Origin of the sequence: Polynucleobacter sp. MG-Unter2-18, from assembly GCF_018687675.1 — a bacterium.
Classification (GTDB): Bacteria; Pseudomonadota; Gammaproteobacteria; order Burkholderiales; family Burkholderiaceae; genus Polynucleobacter.
This window is the reverse complement of record NZ_CP061302.1, coordinates 1,077,949-1,099,065: the sequence shown is the minus strand read 5'-3', so window position 1 is coordinate 1,099,065 and position 21,117 is coordinate 1,077,949. Positions and strand designations below refer to the sequence as shown.

The 21,117-nt window shown below is 45.6% G+C and carries 15 protein-coding genes; 8 read left to right on the top strand and 7 right to left on the bottom strand.

Going from position 1 to position 21,117, the window contains the following annotated elements; genetic code table 11:
* Window positions 1-10: 10 nt before the first annotated feature.
* Genes glnL through xth form a run of 3 tightly spaced genes read left to right on the top strand, consistent with a single transcriptional unit; the run spans window position 11 to window position 3,436 of the window.
* Window positions 11-1,147: a nitrogen regulation protein NR(II) gene (gene glnL / locus C2759_RS05790; RefSeq protein WP_215353808.1), complete on the top strand. Its 1,137-nt coding sequence runs from the start codon at window positions 11-13 to the stop codon at window positions 1,145-1,147.
* Window positions 1,144-2,595: a nitrogen regulation protein NR(I) gene (gene ntrC / locus C2759_RS05785; protein WP_215353806.1), complete on the top strand. Its 1,452-nt coding sequence runs from the start codon at window positions 1,144-1,146 to the stop codon at window positions 2,593-2,595. The genes glnL and ntrC overlap by 4 nt, the downstream gene beginning before the upstream one ends.
* The gene (gene xth / locus C2759_RS05780; RefSeq protein WP_215353804.1) at window positions 2,588-3,436 is read left to right on the top strand and encodes an exodeoxyribonuclease III; all 849 of its coding nucleotides are present in this window, start codon (window positions 2,588-2,590) and stop codon (window positions 3,434-3,436) included. Before ntrC ends, xth begins: the two co-directional genes overlap by 8 nt.
* Before the next feature lie 41 nt (window positions 3,437-3,477).
* On the opposite strand, the gene C2759_RS05775 is transcribed toward xth, so the two are convergent.
* The 6 genes from C2759_RS05775 to C2759_RS05750 all read right to left on the bottom strand — a co-directional run bounded on the left by C2759_RS05775 (window position 3,478) and on the right by C2759_RS05750 (window position 12,171).
* Window positions 3,478-4,821, bottom strand: a complete 1,344-nt coding sequence (locus C2759_RS05775; RefSeq protein WP_215353802.1) for an APC family permease — start codon at window positions 4,819-4,821, stop codon at window positions 3,478-3,480.
* 9 nt (window positions 4,822-4,830) lie between these two features.
* The gene (locus C2759_RS05770) at window positions 4,831-5,670 is read right to left on the bottom strand and encodes a class I SAM-dependent methyltransferase (protein ID WP_215353800.1); all 840 of its coding nucleotides are present in this window, start codon (window positions 5,668-5,670) and stop codon (window positions 4,831-4,833) included.
* Between the two features lie 210 nt (window positions 5,671-5,880).
* Window positions 5,881-8,016, bottom strand: coding sequence for a M3 family metallopeptidase (locus C2759_RS05765; protein ID WP_215353798.1), 2,136 nt, complete (start codon window positions 8,014-8,016; stop codon window positions 5,881-5,883).
* A gap of 72 nt (window positions 8,017-8,088) precedes the next feature.
* A complete protein-coding gene (gene folD / locus C2759_RS05760) occupies window positions 8,089-8,946 on the bottom strand; it encodes a bifunctional methylenetetrahydrofolate dehydrogenase/methenyltetrahydrofolate cyclohydrolase FolD (RefSeq protein ID WP_215353796.1) in 858 nt (285 codons plus the stop codon).
* Between the two features lie 5 nt (window positions 8,947-8,951).
* Window positions 8,952-9,599 carry a response regulator transcription factor gene (locus C2759_RS05755; protein WP_215353794.1) on the bottom strand — a complete coding sequence of 216 codons (648 nt, stop codon included), beginning with the start codon at window positions 9,597-9,599 and terminating at the stop codon, window positions 8,952-8,954.
* A gap of 37 nt (window positions 9,600-9,636) precedes the next feature.
* Entirely contained in the window at window positions 9,637-12,171 is a 2,535-nt protein-coding gene (locus C2759_RS05750) for a PAS domain-containing sensor histidine kinase (protein ID WP_215353792.1), read from the bottom strand.
* Between the two features lie 203 nt (window positions 12,172-12,374).
* Between C2759_RS05750 and aceE the strand changes: the two genes are divergently transcribed.
* Genes aceE through lpdA form a run of 3 tightly spaced genes read left to right on the top strand, consistent with a single transcriptional unit; the run spans window position 12,375 to window position 18,200 of the window.
* Window positions 12,375-15,071: a pyruvate dehydrogenase (acetyl-transferring), homodimeric type gene (gene aceE / locus C2759_RS05745; RefSeq protein ID WP_215353791.1), complete on the top strand. Its 2,697-nt coding sequence runs from the start codon at window positions 12,375-12,377 to the stop codon at window positions 15,069-15,071.
* Between the two features lie 15 nt (window positions 15,072-15,086).
* Entirely contained in the window at window positions 15,087-16,400 is a 1,314-nt protein-coding gene (gene aceF, locus C2759_RS05740) for a dihydrolipoyllysine-residue acetyltransferase (RefSeq protein WP_215353789.1), read from the top strand.
* Between the two features lie 9 nt (window positions 16,401-16,409).
* Window positions 16,410-18,200, top strand: coding sequence for a dihydrolipoyl dehydrogenase (gene lpdA / locus C2759_RS05735; RefSeq protein ID WP_215353787.1), 1,791 nt, complete (start codon window positions 16,410-16,412; stop codon window positions 18,198-18,200).
* A gap of 104 nt (window positions 18,201-18,304) precedes the next feature.
* Here the strand turns inward: lpdA and C2759_RS05730 are convergent, their stop codons facing one another.
* Window positions 18,305-18,871 carry a phasin family protein gene (locus C2759_RS05730; RefSeq protein WP_215353785.1) on the bottom strand — a complete coding sequence of 189 codons (567 nt, stop codon included), beginning with the start codon at window positions 18,869-18,871 and terminating at the stop codon, window positions 18,305-18,307.
* A gap of 199 nt (window positions 18,872-19,070) precedes the next feature.
* Between C2759_RS05730 and C2759_RS05725 the strand changes: the two genes are divergently transcribed.
* Entirely contained in the window at window positions 19,071-19,952 is an 882-nt protein-coding gene (locus tag C2759_RS05725) for a DMT family transporter (RefSeq protein WP_215353783.1), read from the top strand.
* 119 nt (window positions 19,953-20,071) lie between these two features.
* On the top strand, window positions 20,072-21,112 hold the full coding sequence (locus C2759_RS05720; protein ID WP_215353781.1) for a serine hydrolase: 1,041 nt from the start codon (window positions 20,072-20,074) through the stop codon (window positions 21,110-21,112).
* Window positions 21,113-21,117 lie beyond the last annotated feature (5 nt).

Sequence of the window (21,117 nt, the reverse complement as noted above, 5' to 3'; positions counted from 1 at the left end):
CGAAGGAGAAATGTTGAGCGCAGGTCTGTTGCGCAATTCGTTCAAAGGGGCAGCTTCGGCTGCTCCTTTTTTTCCGACATTGCTTGATCAGATGCCCAATGCCATCGTGGTATTTGAGGCGGACAACCAACAATTGGTTTATGTGAATCCTGCGGCAGAGTCTGCGCTAGATCTTTCTCGTAAATCACTTGAGGGTCAATCTGTCCGCGACTTATTCGGGTCAAATGACTCTCTTAATCATATGATTGAAGAGGTCAAGGCAGGGCACTTTTCCGCAAAACGACAGGAAATGATGTTGCATTCATTGCCCGGTAGCATTCATCAAGAATCTATTCCTGCTCATGTGGTGGTAGCGAGCCTTGAAGATCCAAGCCTCATCATGATGGAGTGGTTTCCAATCGATCAGCAGTTACGTAGTGAGCGTGATGAGCGAGTAACGCAGCAAGTTGAAGCAAATAAACAGTTAATGCGTAACTTAGCGCATGAAATTAAAAATCCTTTGGGCGGCATTCGTGGCGCCGCTCAATTGCTCGAGTTCGAGCTTCCAGAAAAGGGCTTGCGTGAATATACCCAAGTCATCATTAAAGAATCGGATCGTCTACAGAATCTAGTTGATCGACTATTGGCGCCGCATCGTAAGGCCCATGCTATGGAGTCATTTAATGTTCACGAGGCTCTAGAGCGAGTTCGCAGTCTTGTATTGGCTGAGTTTCCAAAAGGACTCCGAATCATTCGTAACTACGACACTAGTCTTCCTGAGGTTTTAGGTGATCGTGAGCAGTTGATACAGGCTGTATTAAATATTGCCCACAATGCAGCCCAAGCGCTTACTGAAGAGATTGCTCAAGGCACAGCTCAAATTGAATTGAAGACCAGAGTAGCTCGCTCGGTAACCATTTCTAAGCAACGCTACAAGATGGCGATGGATTTACATGTGATTGATAACGGACCTGGTATCCCAGAAGATATTCGCGAGCGCATTTTCTTTCCATTGGTATCTGGTAGGGATGGAGGCAGTGGTCTTGGTCTCACCCTAGCTCAAACTTTTGTGCAGCAACATCAAGGATTTATCGCCTGTGACAGCCGTCCTGGGCGGACTGATTTCCAAATTCAAATTCCTTACCGTAGGCAGGAGAAAGTAATATGAAACCCGTTTGGATCGTGGATGATGATCAATCTATTCGTTGGGTCCTGGAAAAGGCGCTTGCTCGTGAGAATATTCCTCACAAGAGTTTTTCTAATCCCAATGATGTGCTTGATGCATTGGAGAAAGATACGCCACAGATATTGATTTCAGATATTCGTATGCCACGGGGCAATGGTTTGGACCTTTTACAAAATGTAAAGGAAACCCATCCACTACTTCCTGTCATCATCATGACTGCTTATTCTGACTTAGACTCAGCGGTATCGTCTTTTCAAGGTGGCGCATTTGAATACCTTACTAAGCCATTTGATATCGATAAAGCGGTTGAGTTGATTCGTCGCGCCATGGAGCAGAGTGAGCGCAATCAATCTGGTAATAAAGAGATGAATGGTTGGAGGCAAGACACCACAGAAATTATTGGCCAAGCTCCGGCAGTGCAAGAGGTCTTTAGAGCGATCGGACGTTTAGCTCAGTCCCATTCAACGGTATTAATTACCGGCGAGTCTGGTACTGGTAAAGAATTGGTTGCGCAAGCATTGCACAAGCATAGTCCCCGCGCGAAAGGCCCCTTTGTTGCCTTTAGTACCGCAGCGGTTCCCAAGGACTTATTGGAGTCAGAGTTGTTTGGCCACGAGCGCGGTGCTTTCCCTGGGGCCTTGACTTTACGCCGTGGGCGCTTTGAACAGGCTGATGGCGGTACCTTATTCTTGGATGAGATTGGTGAAATTCCATTCGACCTACAAACACGTTTATTACGCGCTCTAACCGATGGTCATTTTTACCGTGTTGGCGGTCAAGATCCGATTAAAGCCAATGTACGCATCATTGCATCGACCCACCAAAACTTAGAAGCTCGAGTGGCTGCAGGCGCCTTCCGGGAAGATTTATTGCACCGCCTAAATGTCATTCGCCTGCGCATGCCAGCATTGCGCGAGCGTGCAGAAGATATTCCCGTTTTGGCACGGCATTTCATGCTGTCCTGTGCAAAGTCCTTGGGTGTTGAAGCTAAAAATCTTTCGGATGACGTTTTAAAAGAAATTAGTGTCATGCCATTTCCTGGCAATGTGCGTCAATTGGAAAATCTCTGTCACTGGTTGACAGTAATGACGCCGTCTAATGTTATTGGAGTAAGCGACTTACCTGCTGATATTTTGGCGGAAGCCGGTGAGCAACCGGTACTGTTACAGGGCGAGTCTAGTTCTCATGTGCAGCTTGCTGTTAAAGCTAACTCTGTCGATTGGGAGAGCGGCTTAGGTCGCCTTGCAGTCAAAATGTTGCAGGATGGAGATCCGGGAGTATATGACGTGCTGTGCTCTAAATTTGAAAAGGCAGTGCTACAAGCTGCTCTAGAGGTTACGCGCGGTAGGCGTGTAGAAGCGGCTCAAAGATTGGGTATCGGCCGCAATACCATTACTCGGAAGTTGCAGGAGCTAGGAATTAATGACTGATTCAATCAGAATTGCCGCCTGGAATGTGAACTCCCTGAAGGTGCGCTTGCCCCAAGTACTCAAGTGGTTACAAGATCATGAGCGGGCAAAAACACCTATTGATGCACTCTGTCTTCAGGAGCTTAAGCTGACTGATGATAAGTATCCGCATCAAGAGCTTGAAGAGGCGGGATATATCAGCATTGCTGCTGGGCAAAAAACTTATAACGGTGTGGCTATTATTGTTCGCAAAGCTGCATTAGCGCCTATTGCTACCGATCATGACACTACTTTTCTAAAGCCAGTCAGAAATATTCCAGAAAATGTAGATGAGCAACAACGCATCTTAGCTGCCACGGTGTGCTTTAAGGGAATGCAACCTATTCGTCTAGTATCAGCATACTTTCCTAATGGGCAGTCGCCCGATAGTGACAAGTTTGTTTACAAACTAGGCTGGCTCAAAGCGTTGGAAAATTGGTTAAGAGAAGAGTTAACTCAGAATAGCCGCTTAGCTCTTTTGGGTGATTTCAATATCGCACCAAGTGATATTGATGTGCATGATCCCTCAAAATGGATTGGGCAAAATCTAGTTTCTCCAGAAGAACGCAAAGCCTTTCAGCAGTTGCTGGAATTGGGCTTAACAGACTCTTTCCGAATGTTTGAGCAAGCGCCCAAATCCTTTAGCTGGTGGGATTACCGCATGATGGGCTTTCGCAGAAACGCCGGTATGCGCATCGACCACATTCTTCTCAGTGATGCGCTTAAAGAAAAGTGCAACTCCAGCATAATCGATAAAGAGCCGCGCACCTGGGAACAGCCTTCAGATCACGCCCCAGTCATCGCAGAAATCAAAAAGGCTTAACTCACACAGTGCAATGATATTGGGCCGGCCAATTTAGCGATCTAATTATTGGGAGACTTTTTCAATCTCAAATACATCAGCGCCACTAAGCCAGCCATCATCACGTATGCAGAAATCGCAACAGCTCCTTTGCTATGCGCATACATGATGCTTGAATAAGCAAGATATCCACAAGAGGCACAGAAGATCAGTGGGGTGATTGGATAAAGTGGCACCTTGAATGGACGCACTGAAGGATCTTTAAAGCGCAAGATAAATAAGCCAAGCCCAACCAAGAATAAGAAGATCCAAAAAACAGGTGCTGTGAACTCCACCATCGCCTCAAAGCCATCACTTTGTAGGGCTCCAAAACCCACCAAAGCAAGGCTAACCAACCCTTGTACTAAATACGCAATGCTTGGCGATCCACGAGATGATTCCCATCGACTCATTTTTCTTAAACCTTGCCAGTCCTCGCCCATAGCGTAATTTGCTCTAGCTCCCACAATCATGGTGGCATTAATACTGGTAAGGGCGGCAATTGCCACAAAGAGGGCCAGTAAATTTTCACCCAATGGACCAAATGCAAGGCCCAATAAATCAGCAGGCGCTGCTTTACTGCTGGCCAATACTTTTAAGCCAAGACCATTAATCAATGCTAGATTCACTAATAAATAAATCACGGTAATGATTGCAAGACTAGCCACAATCACTGTCACGACAGTCTTACTAGTACCTTTAAGTTCTGCAGAAATATAGGCAGACTCATTCCAGCCCCCAAAGGTTAATAAAACAAATACCATTCCCAATCCCAGCATACCCAGTTGAGGGTTACTAGAAAATAAAGGAGGGTTTTCGACTATAGGTAAGGGAGCGGCAAAAATTCCGAAACCTGCGACGATGATTGCCAAAAGACCACATACTTCCAAAATCGTTAAGAAGCTTTGTATTCCTGCCGAAGTGTGGATGCCAATAAGATTGATCAGGGTAAGCGCAATTACGATCAGTGCAGCCCAATACATAGTCGAGTTGGCTCCGATTGGTAAAACCTTGGTCATGTAATCACCGAATACAAATGCCAATAAAGCTATTGAACCTGTATTGATGACCATCGCTTTTGCCCAGCCATATAAGAATGAAACATTCTTGCCGTAAGCGCGTGTTAGGAAATGATAGTCACCACCGGCATGAGGGAAGGCAGTAGCTAATTCTGCATAACAAAGTGCCCCCATGATGGAGATCAAAGAGCCTGCAATCCAGATTGAGAGTGCCCAACCAACATCGCCTGTAATACCGGCCACCATAGATGGTGTTTTAAAAATGCCAGCACCGATCACAATCCCAACAATGATCGCGATTGCCCCAGTTGGACTTAATAATTGCTGTGGAGCAACACCTTTTGTCATACTAAAGTATTAGCGACGCTTACCTGAAACAGGGCCTTGAGAGAAGATATTTTGGTACTCGCCTTTGAACTCCGAGCCATTGATATCACCCTTAACGGTTATGTAATTTTTGTTCAGATCAATATATGCAAAGCTAAGTTGCTTGCCCTCTAGGCGAGAATCCAGGATTGGCTGAGACTGATTACCAATTTTAATATTCCCGCCAACTTTCTGAAATCGTTGAGCAAGGGTTAGGGTGACATTTTTGATTTCAAGACCTTCCAATGACCATTCACCTATGACATCGGCTGGAACTACCCAATAGTAAGCTTTGTCCTCTAGCTCCATTACCTTATCGGCTTCCCAGTCTCCCATAGTAAAAGCATGAGAGACGATGCGCGTACCGGGCTTCATCTTGAGAATAGTAGGTCGTAACTGCATATTGAGATCGGGCAATAAATACAGGGTGACTACAGTAGCTTGACTGAAGTCCTCGACAAAAATGTCGCCATTGATGATTGTGACCAACTGCCCCACGCCAGATTGATTAGCATTTTTTTGTGCAAATGCAGCCATGTTTGGATTGAATTCAATACCAACTGCTTTTGCCCCAAACTCTTTCGCAGCTGCGATCGCAATCTTGCCATCGCCAGCACCCAAGTCGTAAACTAAATCTTTATTGGTGACATTCGCCGTTTTGAGCATCAAACTCACAAGCTCAGTACCCGTTGGGAGCCAAATAACATCTTTCCCAGGTTGACCGAGGCTTGGTGCATATGAGTCATTAACTTTGACGCTCGATTGATCGGCCATCGTAGTTAAGGACAGGCTGCAACAAAGAGTAAATAAAAAATATTTTATTTTTTGCACATTAATTCCCGTAAAAACGTAAAGATTCTTAGTAAGACTCATTCTTATAACAGTACTTAGTGACATTATCTAAAATCTTTCAGATTTAGACTGATGTTCTAAGCTAAACCCATAGGCATGCAAATCAAAGCTGGACATAAGCCCATAGACAAGCCCATCGTTTGAAAAAACCACCCGTAGGTGGCTTTTTCATTAACAACTAAATTAAGTTTAATTTGCTAAAGCTAAACCACCATGCCTTAATAGAGCATCAATACTAGGCTCTCTTCCTCTAAATGCTTTAAAGGATTCAGCGGCAGGGCGACTGCCACCCACCTCTAAAATCTCTGTACGATAGCGCTTACCAGTTTCAGCATCAAGGACGCTACCAGTGAGTTTTGCAGCCTCTTCAAAAGCAGAGTAGACGTCGGCAGAAAGAACTTCAGCCCATTTATAGCTGTAATAACCAGCAGCATATCCACCGGCAAAAATATGGCTAAAGGTGTTGATCCAGCGGGAGATTGCTGGCTGAGGAATGACATTGAATTGTTCTGCAATACTTCTGGACAGATCAAGTACTGCATGATCCTGAGCATTTTTAGCATCAAAACTGGCATGCAGGCGCCAATCAGTTAGCGACATCACCACTTGGCGTAAGGTCATGTAGCCGTTTTGAAAATTCTTAGCGGCGAGCATCTTATTAAATAAATCTTTGGGTAGTGGCTTGCCGGTTTCAGCATGTGCTGTCATTTTCTCTAAAACTTCCCATTCCCAGCAAAAGTTTTCCATGAATTGACTTGGTAACTCAACTGCATCCCACTCGACACCGTTGATACCAGATACACCTAAAGCACTGACTTGCGTTAATAGGTGATGCAGGCCATGACCACTCTCGTGAAAGAGTGTAATCACATCATCATGAGTGATTGTGGGTTGGCGCAATACGCCATTTACTTTTACCGGAGCTGCAAAGTTGCAAACAAGATAGGCAACTGGAATCTGTATCTCTCCATTAGGCAATTCACGGCGACCGCGAGCATCATCCATCCAGGCACCACCGCGTTTACCAGGACGAGCGTATGGGTCTAGATAGAAATAAGCAACGATCTTGTTTTCAGTATTTTTAACCGAGAAAGACTGTACATCGGCATGCCAAGTTGGCAGATCGGCCTTTTCAATCTTCACGCCAAACAAAGTTTGAATTACGCCAAATAAGCCCTCCAACACTTTAGGCAAAGGAAAATATTGTTTTAATTCATTTTCAGAAAACGCATAGCGTTCTTGCTTCAATTTCTCAGAAGCAAAAGCAATATCCCATGGCTCTAATCCATCAACAATAGACAATTCAGTTTTGGCAAATTCAGAGAGCTCTTGCCAATCCTTTAGTGCAAAGGGTTTTGCCTTTTGAGCGAAATTCGTCAAGAAAGTATCAACCTCCTCAACGCTGCTCGCCATCTTTGGTGCCAAACTCAGAGCAGCATAGTTTTTGAAGCCCAGCATATGTGCTTCTTCGTCGCGTAGCTTGAGTTGCTCAAGCATGTTTTGCGTGTTGTCCCAATCGACTTTGCCCTGAGCGTATTGAGGAGCTAGTTCAGAGGCTCGTGTGACGTAGGCCTCATACATGAGGCGTCGCAGTGAGCGACTCTCGGAGTACTGCATGATTGGGTAGTAAGAGGGGAAGTGCAGAGTAAAAGCCCAGCCCTCAAGCCCTTTTTGTTGCGCTGTATCCGCGGCTGCGGCGATAGCGTCCTCTGGCAAGCCCTTTAGTTCGGATTGATCAGTAATGACATGGACAAAGCTATCAGTGGCATCTAAAACATGCTCAGAAAACGCTTTACCTAACAATGCTTGCTCATCCTGAATTTGAGCAAAGCGAGGCTTATCAGCATCACTGAGCTCTGCGCCACCGAGGCGGAAATCTCTTAATGAGTTATCAATTACTTTTTTCTGTGCGTAATTCAGTTTGGTAAAGCTAGGATCCTGACTGAGTGCTTTGAACTTTAGATAGAGCGCTAAATTTTGGCCTAGGCCAGAAAAAAATGCGCTTACTTTGGGCATCATCTCGCCATAAGCCGCCCGAAGTTCTGGGGTATCTGCAACGCTATTGAGATGAGAAATCACTCCCCAAGACCGGCTTAAAGATTCGGTTGCATCCTCGAGAGGCTCCACTAAATCATTCCAGTTTGCAGGAGTGCTCGGATCCACTGCATGATCGACTGCAGATTGCGCCTGCTGTAGCAGGAAATCGATTGCTGGCGCAATATCAGATGGCTTTATCTCGGAGTAGGCGCAAATGCCTCTTCCGAATGCAATCAGTGGGTTTTGCTGGAGTTCAGGAGAGGGCTTTGATGTGATTGAATTAGTCATCCCTATAGCTTAATGGACGATAGGAACTTTTGCTAATCAGGCCCTTAAAAAGACCTCATATGAAGACCTCTATTAAGAGGGCTTTGCTGCCTTTTCTGCGGCCTCTAGTGTGTTCATCAGAAGCATGGTGATAGTCATAGGCCCAACACCTCCGGGTACAGGAGTAATCCAGCCGGCAACATATTGAACGGCATCAAAATCAACGTCGCCGCAGAGTTTTCCATCAGGCATACGATTGATGCCCACGTCAATCACTACGGCCCCATGTTTGACCATATCACCGGTAACCATTTTTGGCTTACCGGTGGCAACTACCAAAATATCAGCATCCTTGGTGTGATGCGCTAAGTCACGAGTCTTGCTATTACAGATAGTGACTGTTGCACCTGCTTGTAACAAGAGCATGGCCATCGGCTTGCCAACAATATTAGAGGCGCCTACGATTACGGCGCGTGCGCCACGGATAGGATAGTCAATACTCTCCAGAATCTTCATGCAGCCATAGGGAGTGCATGGCTTGAATTCTGGCTGACCCACCATTAAGGCACCAGCATTCGCTACGTGAAAGCCGTCTACATCTTTCTCAGGGGCGATTGCTTCTAGTACACGTTCAGCAGCGATGTGTTCAGGCAGTGGCAATTGAACCAAGATGCCATGAATAGCTGGATCAGCATTCAAAGTGGCAATACGGGCAAGCAATTCTTCTTCGCCTAATTCAGCGGAGTAGCGCTCAAGCACAGAGTGAAAACCAACGTCTTCGCAGGCTTTGACTTTATTCCTGACATAAACCTGGCTGGCAGGATTTTCTCCAACAACGATAACCGCTAGACCAGGTCTAACACCTTTGGCGGTAACGATTGCTCCACGTGCAGCAATTTCAGTGCGTAATTTTTTGGATAGGGCGACGCCATCGAGTAACTGTGCAGGCATAAAAATTAATTAGGTTGTGGATCAGAAAGGGCCAGGCGTAAAAGATCTGCAACGGTATTCACGTTGAGTTTTTCCATAATATTTGCGCGATGAGCTTCTACAGTTTTGATTGAGATACTTAGATCATCTGCGATTTGTTTATTCAAACGACCGGCTACGATTCGCTCGAGCACTTGGCGCTCACGCCCAGTGAGTTTACTCAAGAGGCTTTGGGTGGTCTTACGCTGACTTGCCTGGGAGTAATCAATCCGCGCTTTTCCAAGCATTCGGTCTACTAAGCCGCAGAGATCATTTTCTTTAAATGGTTTTTCGATAAAGTCCACCGCGCCACGCTTCATTGTAGAAACTGCCATCGACACATCGCCGTGACCAGTAATGAAAGCAACTGGCATGGGCAGATTTTCACTAATGAGACGCTCTTGCAATTCAAGGCCCGACATACCCGACATGCGGACATCTAGGATGGCACAAGAAATGGTTGATTTATCAGTACTTTGGAGTGACTGCAAGAAACGCTCAGCACTTGCATGGCAGCGAACAACATAGCCATTACTTTCGAGTAGCCAAGTGAGAGAGTCGCGAACCGCCTCATCGTCATCAACAACATAAACTACTTCAGCTTGATTGGGTTTGGTGGCAGCACTGATGTTCATATTCGTTCTCGCAGATAAACCTAAAAAAATACATAAATTAAATACTATCCCTTGAGCCCGGAGACTCTAAGGGTAATAGTATTGTAAAGGTGCAGCCTGATAGCTTTGTATGTTCGGCATCCATCAGATTTGTTGCCCAAAGACGACCCTGATGGGACTCAATCACAGATCGGCAAATATTCAGACCCATGCCCATACCATCGCTTTTAGTGCTGAAAAAAGGCTCAAACATGCGTTCAATCACTGATTCAGCGATTCCAGCGCCTGTATCCTTTACTTGGATGCGCAACATGGCAGGGAAGGTGCTGGTGTCTAAATCTGCTGAAATCTGCACGGGAGGGGCTGACCAGCGGGAGGAAAGGGGGTAAACCTCTCTCATACTGTCCAGGGAGTTTTTCAGGAGATTGACTAAGACCTGCAGAATTAAGACTGGATCTAAGTCAACTGCAGGGAGATTTTCAGCAACTTCAGCATTGATGCTCAGGCGATGGCGATGGGCTTCAATTTCCACCAATCCAACGGCATCATTAATGATCCCAGTAATGTCACTAGACTTTCTTTGCGGTTCACTGCGTTTTACAAACCCTTTAATGCGTTGAATGATCGTACCTGCTCTATGAGCCTGATCAGATGCTTTTTCTAGTGCAGGAAGAATATCTTTTTGTAAGGCGGGATCAAGATGCCCCTGTAAGCGCTTTGCTACACCCATGCAATAGTTCGAAATGGCAGCAAGCGGCTGATTTAATTCATGGGCTAGGGAAGAGGCCATTTCACCCATGGTGGTTAAGCGGCTAGTAAATTGCATCCGCTCCTCTTGTTGTCGAGCTAAGTCATCAGCTTCGACGCGCGGAGTAATATCTGTGGCAATTAATAATTGTGCCAAATGACCATCTACCCACGGGACAAAACGTCTACGAACTTCATACCATTTTGAAATTCCTGATACCTCATCTAGTAATTGAATTTCTTCTGATTCAGTTTCTTGGTAGAGTGATGAAGGTGAAACACCTTCAGCCGTCACATCACTAAAGTCTTTAGACAGACTTTGCATGATATTTTCGTTGATATCATTACCGGATAATTCAAAGTGACCCTTGGCAGTATTACCAAAGCGCTCACGATAGAAGCGATTCGTAAATAGGAGCTCACCATTCTCATTGGATACTACTGAAACTGCTGCATCAAGACCTTCCAACACGGCAACGAATCGCTCTTGTGAAGCTGCCAATTCTTCTCGAATTTTCTTAGGTTCGGAAATATCAATTAATGAAGTGACCCAGCCAGTTTGTTGACCCTTTTCATCCACGAGGGGAGCAATAAATGTTCGCGTCTGAATGACAGATCCATCCCTGTGGAGAATTGAACCCTCAATTCCAATTTTTCTTCGTTGGCTCAAGGCTATTTTGAGGGCCCTATCCATTTTGTCAGTCAGCTCATTTTTCTGACCTTCAGGCCAGAATGCAAAAGGGGGGCTCAGTCCGATGAGCTCTTCAGCGGACCACCCCGTCATCTCACAAAATGCTGGATTTACATAAGTAATCACTTTATTCATATCGTGTGCGCGAATTCCGACTGGAGTCGAATTTTCCATCGCACTACGGAAATTGGTTTCAGCTCGAAGGTTTGCTTCAGCTTCTTGCCTAACCTGCATCTGTTTGAGAACAGACCATAAGCTCCAAATCACAAATGCGCTCAAGCCAAGCACAACACCAATTAACATCCTGAATGTTAAATTCGTCGCTGGCGGGTAGGTATCGATGCGTAAGCTGAGGTTTGGACTAAGCACACCAATATCCAGACTAGTTTGATTACTAAAAGCGCGTCTAGGTATATTTTTATCGGATGAGATGGCTAGGATTCTGTCATTGTCTGTAATTAATGTGAAGCGATACTGTCCCTTGAGCTCTCCAGGAATCATTTCAAGTAAACCTTGCGTGGTGTAAAGAACAGCCACCATGCCATTAATTTCATTACCAGAAATCTGGGGAACTGTTTGCCAAAATACGTTACGAATTTCTTTTGAGATGACTTCGTCGCTAGGAACTTCGAGTGTCATGAACTGACTAAAAGCGGGCCTGCCTGTTGATGTACTGAGCTCAAGAGTTTTTCTTAGACCTTGATTGATAGTCTCAGTATTGACATTCTTATTGAACCACTCTGTTCTTAAGTTATCTAGCGGAATTCTCCATTGACGTTGACCGACTTTATCAATCCAAACGATTTGTGCAATCTCATGGTTACTCTGTAATAAATTTTCAGCCTGAATAATGAAGTTTTCTTTTGACTTGATGGATTCACCACCACTCACATAGTCACGTCCAAGAGACTGAATAACATCGGTATTGTTTGCAAACCGCAATTGAATGCGTTGCTTTGCAAAAGAGAGCTCTCTAAATAGTGCAGCTTCTTGCTGACCTTTTTCCTGCAATTGCAAGGTGCCCATAATGATGCCCATCACTATGGTGAAGAGAACAATGGCTATGAGCGGTGTATAGACAAGCTTAAATCCCCGTATTCGTCGTATCCACTGCACGGGTTTGAGTTGCCAAAAAGAAAGCGCTATTTTTTTCATGTAATCAGCCTATTTTGCCCTAGGGCTAGCGTTTCTACCCCCTTTTTGATTGCTGCAATAGTCTGATTGCGATGCAACAAAATATCATATAGTGAAAAATATTATCATTATGTGGAAAATTGCTTGTTTACACCCATAGACCTTCCTAAAATATTGGCTATAGAGTCAATCAATAAAATCAATGTAAATAATGGAGGCAGTTTATGGCAGCGGTTCCAGAACAAATTTTGGGTAGCGCAGGAAAACAAGACGCGGATCCAGGTGAAACCCAAGAGTGGTTACAGGCCCTTGATGGCGTTATTCGGAATGAGGGTCCAGAACGTGCCGCCTATCTGATTGATCAGCAAATTTCTCATGCTCGAGTCAATGGGGTCAATCAACCCTTTCATGCTGAAACTCCGTACATCAACACAATCCCGGTAGAACAGCAGGCACGTCTTCCAGGCGATCAAAATGTCGAGCACCGCATCCGTTCTTACACTCGTTGGAACGCAATGGCGATGGTGTTACGCGCTAATAATGATACCAACGTCGGCGGTCACATTTCTTCTTTCCAGTCTGCTGCAACTCTATATGACGTAGGCTTTAACCATTTCTGGCATGCCCCATCTCCAGAGCATGGTGGCGATCTAATATTTGTTCAAGGGCATTCTGCCCCTGGAATTTATGCTCGGGCCTACATGCTCGGTCGCTTGTCAGATGAGCAGCTCAATAACTTCCGTCAAGAAGTTGGCGGCAAAGGTATCTCAAGCTATCCGCACCCTTGGTTGATGCCGGATTTCTGGCAGTTCCCAACCGTATCAATGGGCCTTGGCCCCATCATGGCTATTTATCAAGCGCGCTTTATGCGCTATATGCAAGATCGTGGATTCATTAAAGCGGAAGGTAGAAAAGTTTGGGCTTTCCTCGGCGATGGTGAAACTGATGAACCAGAGTCACTCGGTGCTATTGGTATGGCCGGTCGTGAAAAACTCGATAACCTGATTTTTGTTGTGAACTGCAACTTACAACGTCTTGATGGACCTGTTCGTGGTAACGGCAAGATTATTCAAGAGCTCGAAGGTGAGTTCCGTGGCGCTGGTTGGAATGTAATTAAGGTTGTTTGGGGCGGTCACTGGGATGCATTGTTTGCTCGCGATAAAAAAGGCATCTTGATGCAGCGTCTCGGTCAGATCGTTGATGGTGAATACCAGACTATGAAAGCGAAGAGCGGCTCCTACGTGCGCGAAATTGTCTTCAATACGCCTGAATTAAAAGCACTAGTCAGCGACTGGAGTGATGATGAGATTTGGCAACTTAATCGTGGTGGTCATGATCCCCACAAAGTATTTGCAGCTTTTCATTGCGCAGTAAATCACAAGGACCAACCAACCGTTATTTTGGCTCATACCATTAAAGGTTACGGTATGGGTAGCTCAGGTGAGGCGATGAATATTGCGCACCAAGCCAAGAAGATGAATGCGGATGATGTTCGCCGTTTCCGTGATCGTTTTGAGATCCCCGTCAAAGATGAGCATCTAGATGAAATGCCTTTAGTGAAATTTGCTGAAGGAAGTCCAGAGCTTGAATATATGAAAGCACGTCGTCAAGAGTTGGGCGGTTACTTGCCGCAGCGTCGCATGAAGGCCGAGAGCCTACCGGTTCCTGCGCTTGACGTATTCGCACCATTATTAGAAGCAACTACCGATGGTCGTGAGATTTCTACAACAATGGCATTTGTTCGTATATTGAATACGATTGTGCGCGACAAGGTTTTGGGTAAGCGAGTTGTTCCGATTGTTCCTGATGAGTCGCGCACCTTTGGTATGGAAGGTATGTTCCGCCAGCTAGGCATTTGGAATCAGTTAGGCCAGCTCTACACTCCAGAAGATCATGATCAATTGATGTTCTATAAAGAGGATAAGACTGGTCAGATTTTGCAGGAAGGTATTAATGAGGCAGGTGGTATGTGCGACTGGATTGCCGCTGCCACTTCATACTCAACCCATGGCGTACCGATGTTGCCTTTCTACATCTTCTACTCCATGTTTGGTTTCCAGCGTATTGGCGACCTCTGTTGGGCCGCTGGTGATATGCGTAGTCGTGGATTTTTATTGGGCGGTACTGCCGGTAGAACTACATTGAATGGTGAAGGTCTTCAGCACGAAGATGGTCATAGTCAAGTGTGGAGCTCTGCAATTCCAAACTGCATCAGCTACGACCCTTCATTCTCATTTGAGGTAGCCGTAGTCATTCAAGATGGTATGCGTCGCATGCTGGCTGAACAAGAAGATGTGTACTTCTACATTACTTTGATGAACGAGAACTATGCTCATCCAGCGATGCCAAAAGGGGCGGAGCAAGACATCATTAAAGGTATGTATAAACTCAAGTCGGTTGGCGATGCTAATGCGAAATTGCGTGTACAACTTTTAGGTTCTGGAACCATCTTCCGTGAAGTCATTGAAGCTGCTGAAATCTTGCATAAAGATTGGGGTGTCGCCTCTGATTTGTGGGGTTGCCCAAGCTTTACTGAGCTAGGTCGTAATTGGAATACGGTTCATCGTAATAATCTTCTCAATCCAACTGCAGCACCTGCTTTATCTCATGTAGAGCAGTGCCTGAAAGATACTGCGGGTCCAATCATTGCTGCTACTGACTATGTGCGTCTGTTTGCTGAACAAATTCGTCCGGCTATTCAGCATCTAGGCCGACGCTTTGAGGTTCTAGGAACAGATGGTTTCGGACGTTCTGATACTCGTGAAAAGTTACGCGATTTCTTTGAAGTAGATCGTCGCTGGGTCGTTCTCACCGCCTTGCGCTCTTTGGTCGATGCTGGCCTGTTGGATCGCCAAAAGTTAGCCGAAGCAATTCAGAAATACGGCATCGATACCACCAAGCCAAACCCAATGACGGTTTGATAAGAGATAGATACTATGAGCCAACTAATTGATATTAAAGTCCCAGACATTGGGGATTACAAAGATGTGCCCGTCATCGAGGTATTGGTAAAAGCCGGTGACCGTGTTGAGAAAGAGCAATCTATTGTTGTTCTGGAATCAGACAAAGCAACCATGGACGTTCCTTCGTCACACTCCGGTCTTGTGAAAGAGGTCAAGGTGAAAGTGGGCGACTCTATCTCAGAGGGAGCCATTGTTCTGGTGCTTGAAGAGAGTGGTGCGGCTGCAGCTCCAGCTGCTGTACAAACCGCTCCCGCTCCCGTAGCGGCAAAAGTCGAACCTGCTGCGGCACCAACTCCGAAAGTAGAGCCGCCAATTGTGCGTGCACCAGCACCACCTCCTGTGAGTAATACTCCAGTTGAGGTCGATCCAACAGCTAGTCACGCAAGTCCTTCGGTCCGTAAGTTTGCTCGCGAACTCGGTGTCACGGTCCATCAAGTCAAGGGTTCTGGTCCGAAAGGCAGAATTACCCAAGAAGATGTACAGGCTTTTGTTAAAGCTGCAATGAGTGGTGGTGCTGGCAGCGTATCGACTGCATCTGGCGGAAGCTTAGGTGGCCTGAATCTCATTCCTTGGCCAAAAGTGGATTTCTCTAAATTTGGTGATACAGAGCGTCAGCCATTAAATCGTATTAAGAAGCTGACCGCTGCTAATCTAGGCCGTAACTGGGTCATGATTCCTGCTGTGACATATCACGAGGATGCGGACATTACTGACCTTGAGGCATTCAGAGTGCTGACCAATAAAGAGAATGAAAAGCAGGGTCTCAAAATCACGATGCTGGCTTTCTTAATGAAAGCTGCTGTTGCGGCTCTCAAAAAATATCCTGAGTTCAATAGCTCTATCGATGGCGATGACTTAGTGTTGAAGAAGTACTTCAATATTGCATTTGCTGCTGATACGCCAAACGGATTAGTAGTCCCAGTGATTCGTGATGCAGATAAAAAAGGCATCTTTGAGCTTGCTCGCGAAACCTCCGAGTTAGCTGCACTTGCGCGTGATGGCAAACTAAAGCCAGATCAAATGCAAGGCGCTAGTTTCACTATCTCCTCTTTGGGAGGTATTGGCGGTACTTATTTCTCACCGATTGTGAATGCCCCTGAGGTGGCAATTTTAGGTGTTAGCAAGGCTGCTATGAAGCCAGTTTGGGATGGTAAGCAATTTGTGCCACGCTTGATTTGTCCATTGTCATTAAGTGCTGACCATCGTGTGATTGATGGCGCTTTGGCTACTCGTTTTAACGTCTATATCGCTCAGTTGATGTCTGACTTCCGCCGCGCAGCGCTATAAGGAAAAGATATGGCTAAGCAAATTATTCTCGTACCCGATATTGGCGATTATTCAGATGTGCCAGTGATTGAAGTACTCATTAAAGTGGGTGATGTCATCGAAAAGGAGCAGCCACTGCTCGTTCTAGAATCCGACAAAGCCACAATGGAAGTTCCAGCTGATGCCGCCGGAACTGTTCTTAGCATTTCTGTAAAAGCTGGTGATAAGGTTGGTAAGGGTAGTGTTGTAGCGGAGATTGAAGTGGGTGCAGCAACTGCACCTCAAGTTACTGCGACTGCAGCAGCATCTGCTCCAACGCCTCCTCCAGTAGCAGTACCTGTGATCAGCGCTCCGATTGCTGGTCAATACAGCGGCAAAGTCGATCATGAGTGTGAAGTACTTGTGCTTGGTGCTGGCCCAGGCGGTTACAGTGCTGCATTCCGAAGTGCAGATTTGGGTATGAGCACCATTTTGATAGAGCGCTATTCAACCTTAGGCGGCGTTTGCCTGAACGTGGGTTGTATTCCTTCGAAAGCATTGCTTCACACAACTGCAGTGATGGATGAAGTAAAAACAATGTCAAAACATGGGATTAGCTATGGCACTCCCAAGATTGAAATTGATCAGTTGCGTGGCTATAAAAATTCAGTCATTGCCAAGTTAACGGGTGGATTGGCCGGTATGGCAAAAGCTCGCAAAGTTACTGTAGTGCGCGGATTGGGTCGATTCTTGGATGCGAATCACGTAGAAGTCGAGTTAACCCAAGGTGATGGCCAAGATTTAACCGGGCAAAAAGAAGTGGTTCGCTTTCAAAAAGCAATCATCGCAGCGGGGAGTCAGCCAGTAAAACTACCGTTCCTGCCAGAAGATCCTCGTATCGTAGACAGTACTGGCGCCTTACTACTCACGAGTATTCCAAAGCGCATGTTAGTCATTGGTGGTGGGATTATTGGCTTGGAGATGGCTACTGTTTATAGCACCCTAGGTTCCCGCATTGATATCGCGGAAATGATGGACGGCCTGATGGCAGGCGCAGATCGTGATTTAGAAAAGGTCTGGGAAAAATTCAATGCCGGCCGCTTTGAAAAGATCATGCTTAAAACTCGTGCCTCTAAAGCTGAAGTGAAGGCCGATGGTATTGCAGTGAGCTTCGAAGGCGAGGGCGCCCCTAGCGAGCCGCAGACTTACGACTTGGTATTAGTTGCGGTTGGGCGCACACCGAATGGCAAAAAGATTGATGCAGCGGCTGCAGGCGTTGTTGTAGATGAGCGCGGCTTTGTTCCTGTCGATAATCAGATGCGCACTAATGTGAATCACATCTTTGCGATTGGCGATATTGTTGGCCAACCCATGCTTGCTCATAAAGCAGTACATGAGGGCCACGTTGCCGCTGAAGTCGCTGCTGGTGAAAAATCCTACTTTGATGCTAAGCAAATTCCATCGGTGGCATATACCGATCCTGAAGTAGCTTGGGCAGGCTTGACTGAAGAGCAATGTAAGGCCAAAGGAATTGCCTATGAAAAAGGTTTATTCCCTTGGGCAGCCAGTGGTAGAGCGATCGCTAATGGTCGAGATGAAGGTTTCACTAAACTGATTTTTGATGCTACAAGCAAACGCATTATTGGTGGCGGTATTGTTGGTACCCATGCCGGCGATTTAATTGGTGAAGTTTGTCTTGCAATTGAGATGGGTGCCGATGCTGTGGATATTGGTAAAACGATTCATCCACATCCAACTTTGGGTGAATCGGTTGGCTTAGCCGCAGAGGCCGCTCTTGGTCACTGTACTGATTTACCGCCAGTGAAGAAGAAGGCGCATTAATTTGCCCTCTTTGCCTTACTAAAAAAGCCCCGAAAAAACGGGGCTTTTTTTATGCACTTCTACAATAAGATTAATGCAGTAATCACATAGCAATCACATAGTAATTACTTCCGACTACTTTTTTTACTTGCTGTTTTACTGCTTGATTGGACGTTCTTCTCAACCGCGCTAGTGGCATTACTCAGGTTGGTTTGAGCAACTTCAACTGCATGCATGACTGCGTTCTGACTAGTTTCAAATACAATGGCGGCAGAAGTGATCGCTTGTTTCATAACATGTACTGCGGCGTCTGAGCCTGACGGTGCATTCTTAGTCCAGTCCTCCACTAAGGCATTCATTTTTTTCTGACCTTCTTGAAATTCTTTTTCAGCGGAGTTGGTAAAACTTACTTGAGTTTCATGAGCCAGCTCATAAAGGTGGCGACTATAAGCCATAATTTTTTCAGCCATTGGCTGGACTGCTTCAGCCTGATGAGCGAGGAGTTGCTGGATATCTTTCACTTCAAGCGCTTTCTTGGCGCTGCTCATACTTTCGCCTAAGCTTTGTTTGGCAATATGCATATTCAGCTCAACTAATTTTTCTATGCTTTGAAGCGCTTGGTTAGTAAGTCCACTCAAAGTTTCAAGATTGGCTTTTTGAGCTGCTGCCATTTGTTCTGGCGTTAATTTCATATCAATACCTTTCCTATTAATTTCATGGCTCTACTTACTATGGCCTTTTTACGCACATTGTCAATTCATTCGGGCCGTATTGATCGGGATTGAGAATTAATTTTGCAGCACCCCCAAGATCTGGGCTGTGGCCTATTAAATAAGCCTAAAATCATAGCTTAATTAAAAAATCCCGTACTTTCAATAAGTTATCCATTAAATGAAGCTTGACAGTCTAATTGCCCCCTTATTTGTATTGATTTGGAGTACGGGCTTTGTGATTGCGCGATTGGCAATGCCTTATGTTGAGCCTGCCACCTTCTTATTTTGGCGTTTCTCAGGGGTATTGATAGCTATGGCATGCCTAAGTCTTGTCTGGAGAATCAGCTGGCCAAGCTGGTCGCAATTTAAGCACATAGCTATTGCTGGCATATTGCTTCAATTTGGCTATTTACTTGGAGTTTGGTTTGCAGTCCGACTAGGAATGACTGCAGGCCTGGTAGCAATCATCGTAGGCTTACAGCCCATCCTGACAGCATGGTTTGCCGCCTGGGTGTCTGAAAAAGTTACGGGGCGTCAATGGATCGGTTTGGGATTCGGGTTCGCTGGAGTAGCTTTAGTGGTAGCGGAAAAAATCGGCTTTGCCCACATCCCTCCATTGAGTTACGTATTGGCTTTTGCTGCCTTACTCTCTATTACGTTTGGCACTCTCTATCAAAAGAAATTCTGTCCAGTCTTTGACTTGCGGGCGGGCTCATCCATTCAGTTTGGCGTATCAGCCATACTGTGCTTTGTTTGTATGTATTACTTTGAGTCCGCTGTCATGGTTTGGAATGCCTCGGTCATTGGAGCGCTACTATGGGCGATTTTTCCGCTCTCAATAGGTTCGATTAGCTTGCTCTTTATGATGATTCGGAAAGGGGCCGCCACCAAGGTGACGAGTCTTCTTTATTTAACACCGCCCACCACTGCGGCAATGGCGTGGTTCTTATTTGATGAGCCCTTTACCTTTATGATGACAGGTGGTTTATTACTCACAATGACTGGAGTTGTTTTGGTTAATCGAGGTCAAACAACTACTGTTGCTACGATTGCAGAATAAGTTTCTACGAAGTGCGTTAAATAGAAGGGTTATTTTTACTTCTATTGCTAAAAATTGCAGTCGAGAAGTAAAAGTTATTTATCATTCCGTATGTTAAAAGTTTTGGAAGGCAATTTGGGATGTATTTGAATCGTTTTTGGCTCGTCGCCCTCGTTTGCCTAATCTCTTTTGGAGCTACTACCTCCTTTCCGATAATGGCGGCTAACCCAGATTCTAAAACTGCAAAGACTAACAAAGCAGCAGCAAAGACGCCTGCAAAATCGGATTCCAAAAAGGTAGTTAAATCAACCAAAAAACCAAAAACGGTTCGAACGACCGTTACTCGTCCAGGCGAGTCCGCTGTCTCAGCAAGACCTTCCTTTGCAACGGCACTAGGTTTACGCGGTCAGCATGATGATCTAAGTTTGCAGTCCAGCGTAGCCATGGTTGTTAATCAAGATACCAAGGAAGTGTATTTTGAAAAAAATTCTTCAGTAAGCTTACCGATTGCTTCGATTACTAAGTTGATGACGGCAATGGTGGTGCTGGATTCTAAATTGCCTCTCGATGAAACGATTGTCATTAATGCAGATGACGTCAATATTTATCGCTCGTCCCGCCTTGCGGGGGGAACGGTGTTGACGAGAGAAGAGGCTTTGTTATTGTCGCTAATGTCCTCTGAGAATCGTGCAGCCTATACGCTGGGCCGAAATTATCCAGGCGGTATTTCTGCATTTATTGACGCCATGAACCGTAAGGCAAAAGAGATTGGGATGACTCATTCTTATTTTGCTGATCCCACTGGCCTCAAGAGTGAAAACGTGGCTTCAGCAGAAGATCTCACGCGAATGTTGAGTGTTGCCTATCAATATAAAATGATTCGTGAATTTTCTACCTGGCCAGACTTGACGATGGTGATTGGCAAGCGACCACAGAAGTTCTTAAATACCAATCGCTTAGTTCGTGCAGGCGATATGAATATCGGCTTACAAAAAACTGGATTTATTAATGCGGCAGGTAAGTGCTTGGTGATGCAGGCCCGCGTGAACAACACGCCCTTACTGCTGGTTTTCTTGGATTCTGTTGGGACGCAATCGCGTTTTGCTGATGCAGTGAGAGTGCGTGATTGGTATGAGCGCATGCCATTAGGTGAGCCTCAGGCAATTCGTCGCTTGATGTAAGAATG

Coding starts and splice junctions, on each gene's coding strand:
- C2759_RS05720 (WP_215353781.1), top strand. CDS start 20,072: ATGTATTTGAATCGTTTTTGGCTCGTCGCCCTCGTTTGCCTAATCTCT.
- aceF (WP_215353789.1), top strand. CDS start 15,087: ATGAGCCAACTAATTGATATTAAAGTCCCAGACATTGGGGATTACAAA.
- lpdA (WP_215353787.1), top strand. CDS start 16,410: ATGGCTAAGCAAATTATTCTCGTACCCGATATTGGCGATTATTCAGAT.
- xth (WP_215353804.1), top strand. CDS start 2,588: ATGACTGATTCAATCAGAATTGCCGCCTGGAATGTGAACTCCCTGAAG.
- C2759_RS05775 (WP_215353802.1), bottom strand. CDS start 4,821: ATGACAAAAGGTGTTGCTCCACAGCAATTATTAAGTCCAACTGGGGCA.
- C2759_RS05725 (WP_215353783.1), top strand. CDS start 19,071: ATGAAGCTTGACAGTCTAATTGCCCCCTTATTTGTATTGATTTGGAGT.
- glnL (WP_215353808.1), top strand. CDS start 11: ATGTTGAGCGCAGGTCTGTTGCGCAATTCGTTCAAAGGGGCAGCTTCG.
- folD (WP_215353796.1), bottom strand. CDS start 8,946: ATGCCTGCACAGTTACTCGATGGCGTCGCCCTATCCAAAAAATTACGC.
- ntrC (WP_215353806.1), top strand. CDS start 1,144: ATGAAACCCGTTTGGATCGTGGATGATGATCAATCTATTCGTTGGGTC.
- C2759_RS05730 (WP_215353785.1), bottom strand. CDS start 18,871: ATGAAATTAACGCCAGAACAAATGGCAGCAGCTCAAAAAGCCAATCTT.
- aceE (WP_215353791.1), top strand. CDS start 12,375: ATGGCAGCGGTTCCAGAACAAATTTTGGGTAGCGCAGGAAAACAAGAC.
- C2759_RS05750 (WP_215353792.1), bottom strand. CDS start 12,171: ATGAAAAAAATAGCGCTTTCTTTTTGGCAACTCAAACCCGTGCAGTGG.
- C2759_RS05755 (WP_215353794.1), bottom strand. CDS start 9,599: ATGAACATCAGTGCTGCCACCAAACCCAATCAAGCTGAAGTAGTTTAT.
- C2759_RS05765 (WP_215353798.1), bottom strand. CDS start 8,016: ATGACTAATTCAATCACATCAAAGCCCTCTCCTGAACTCCAGCAAAAC.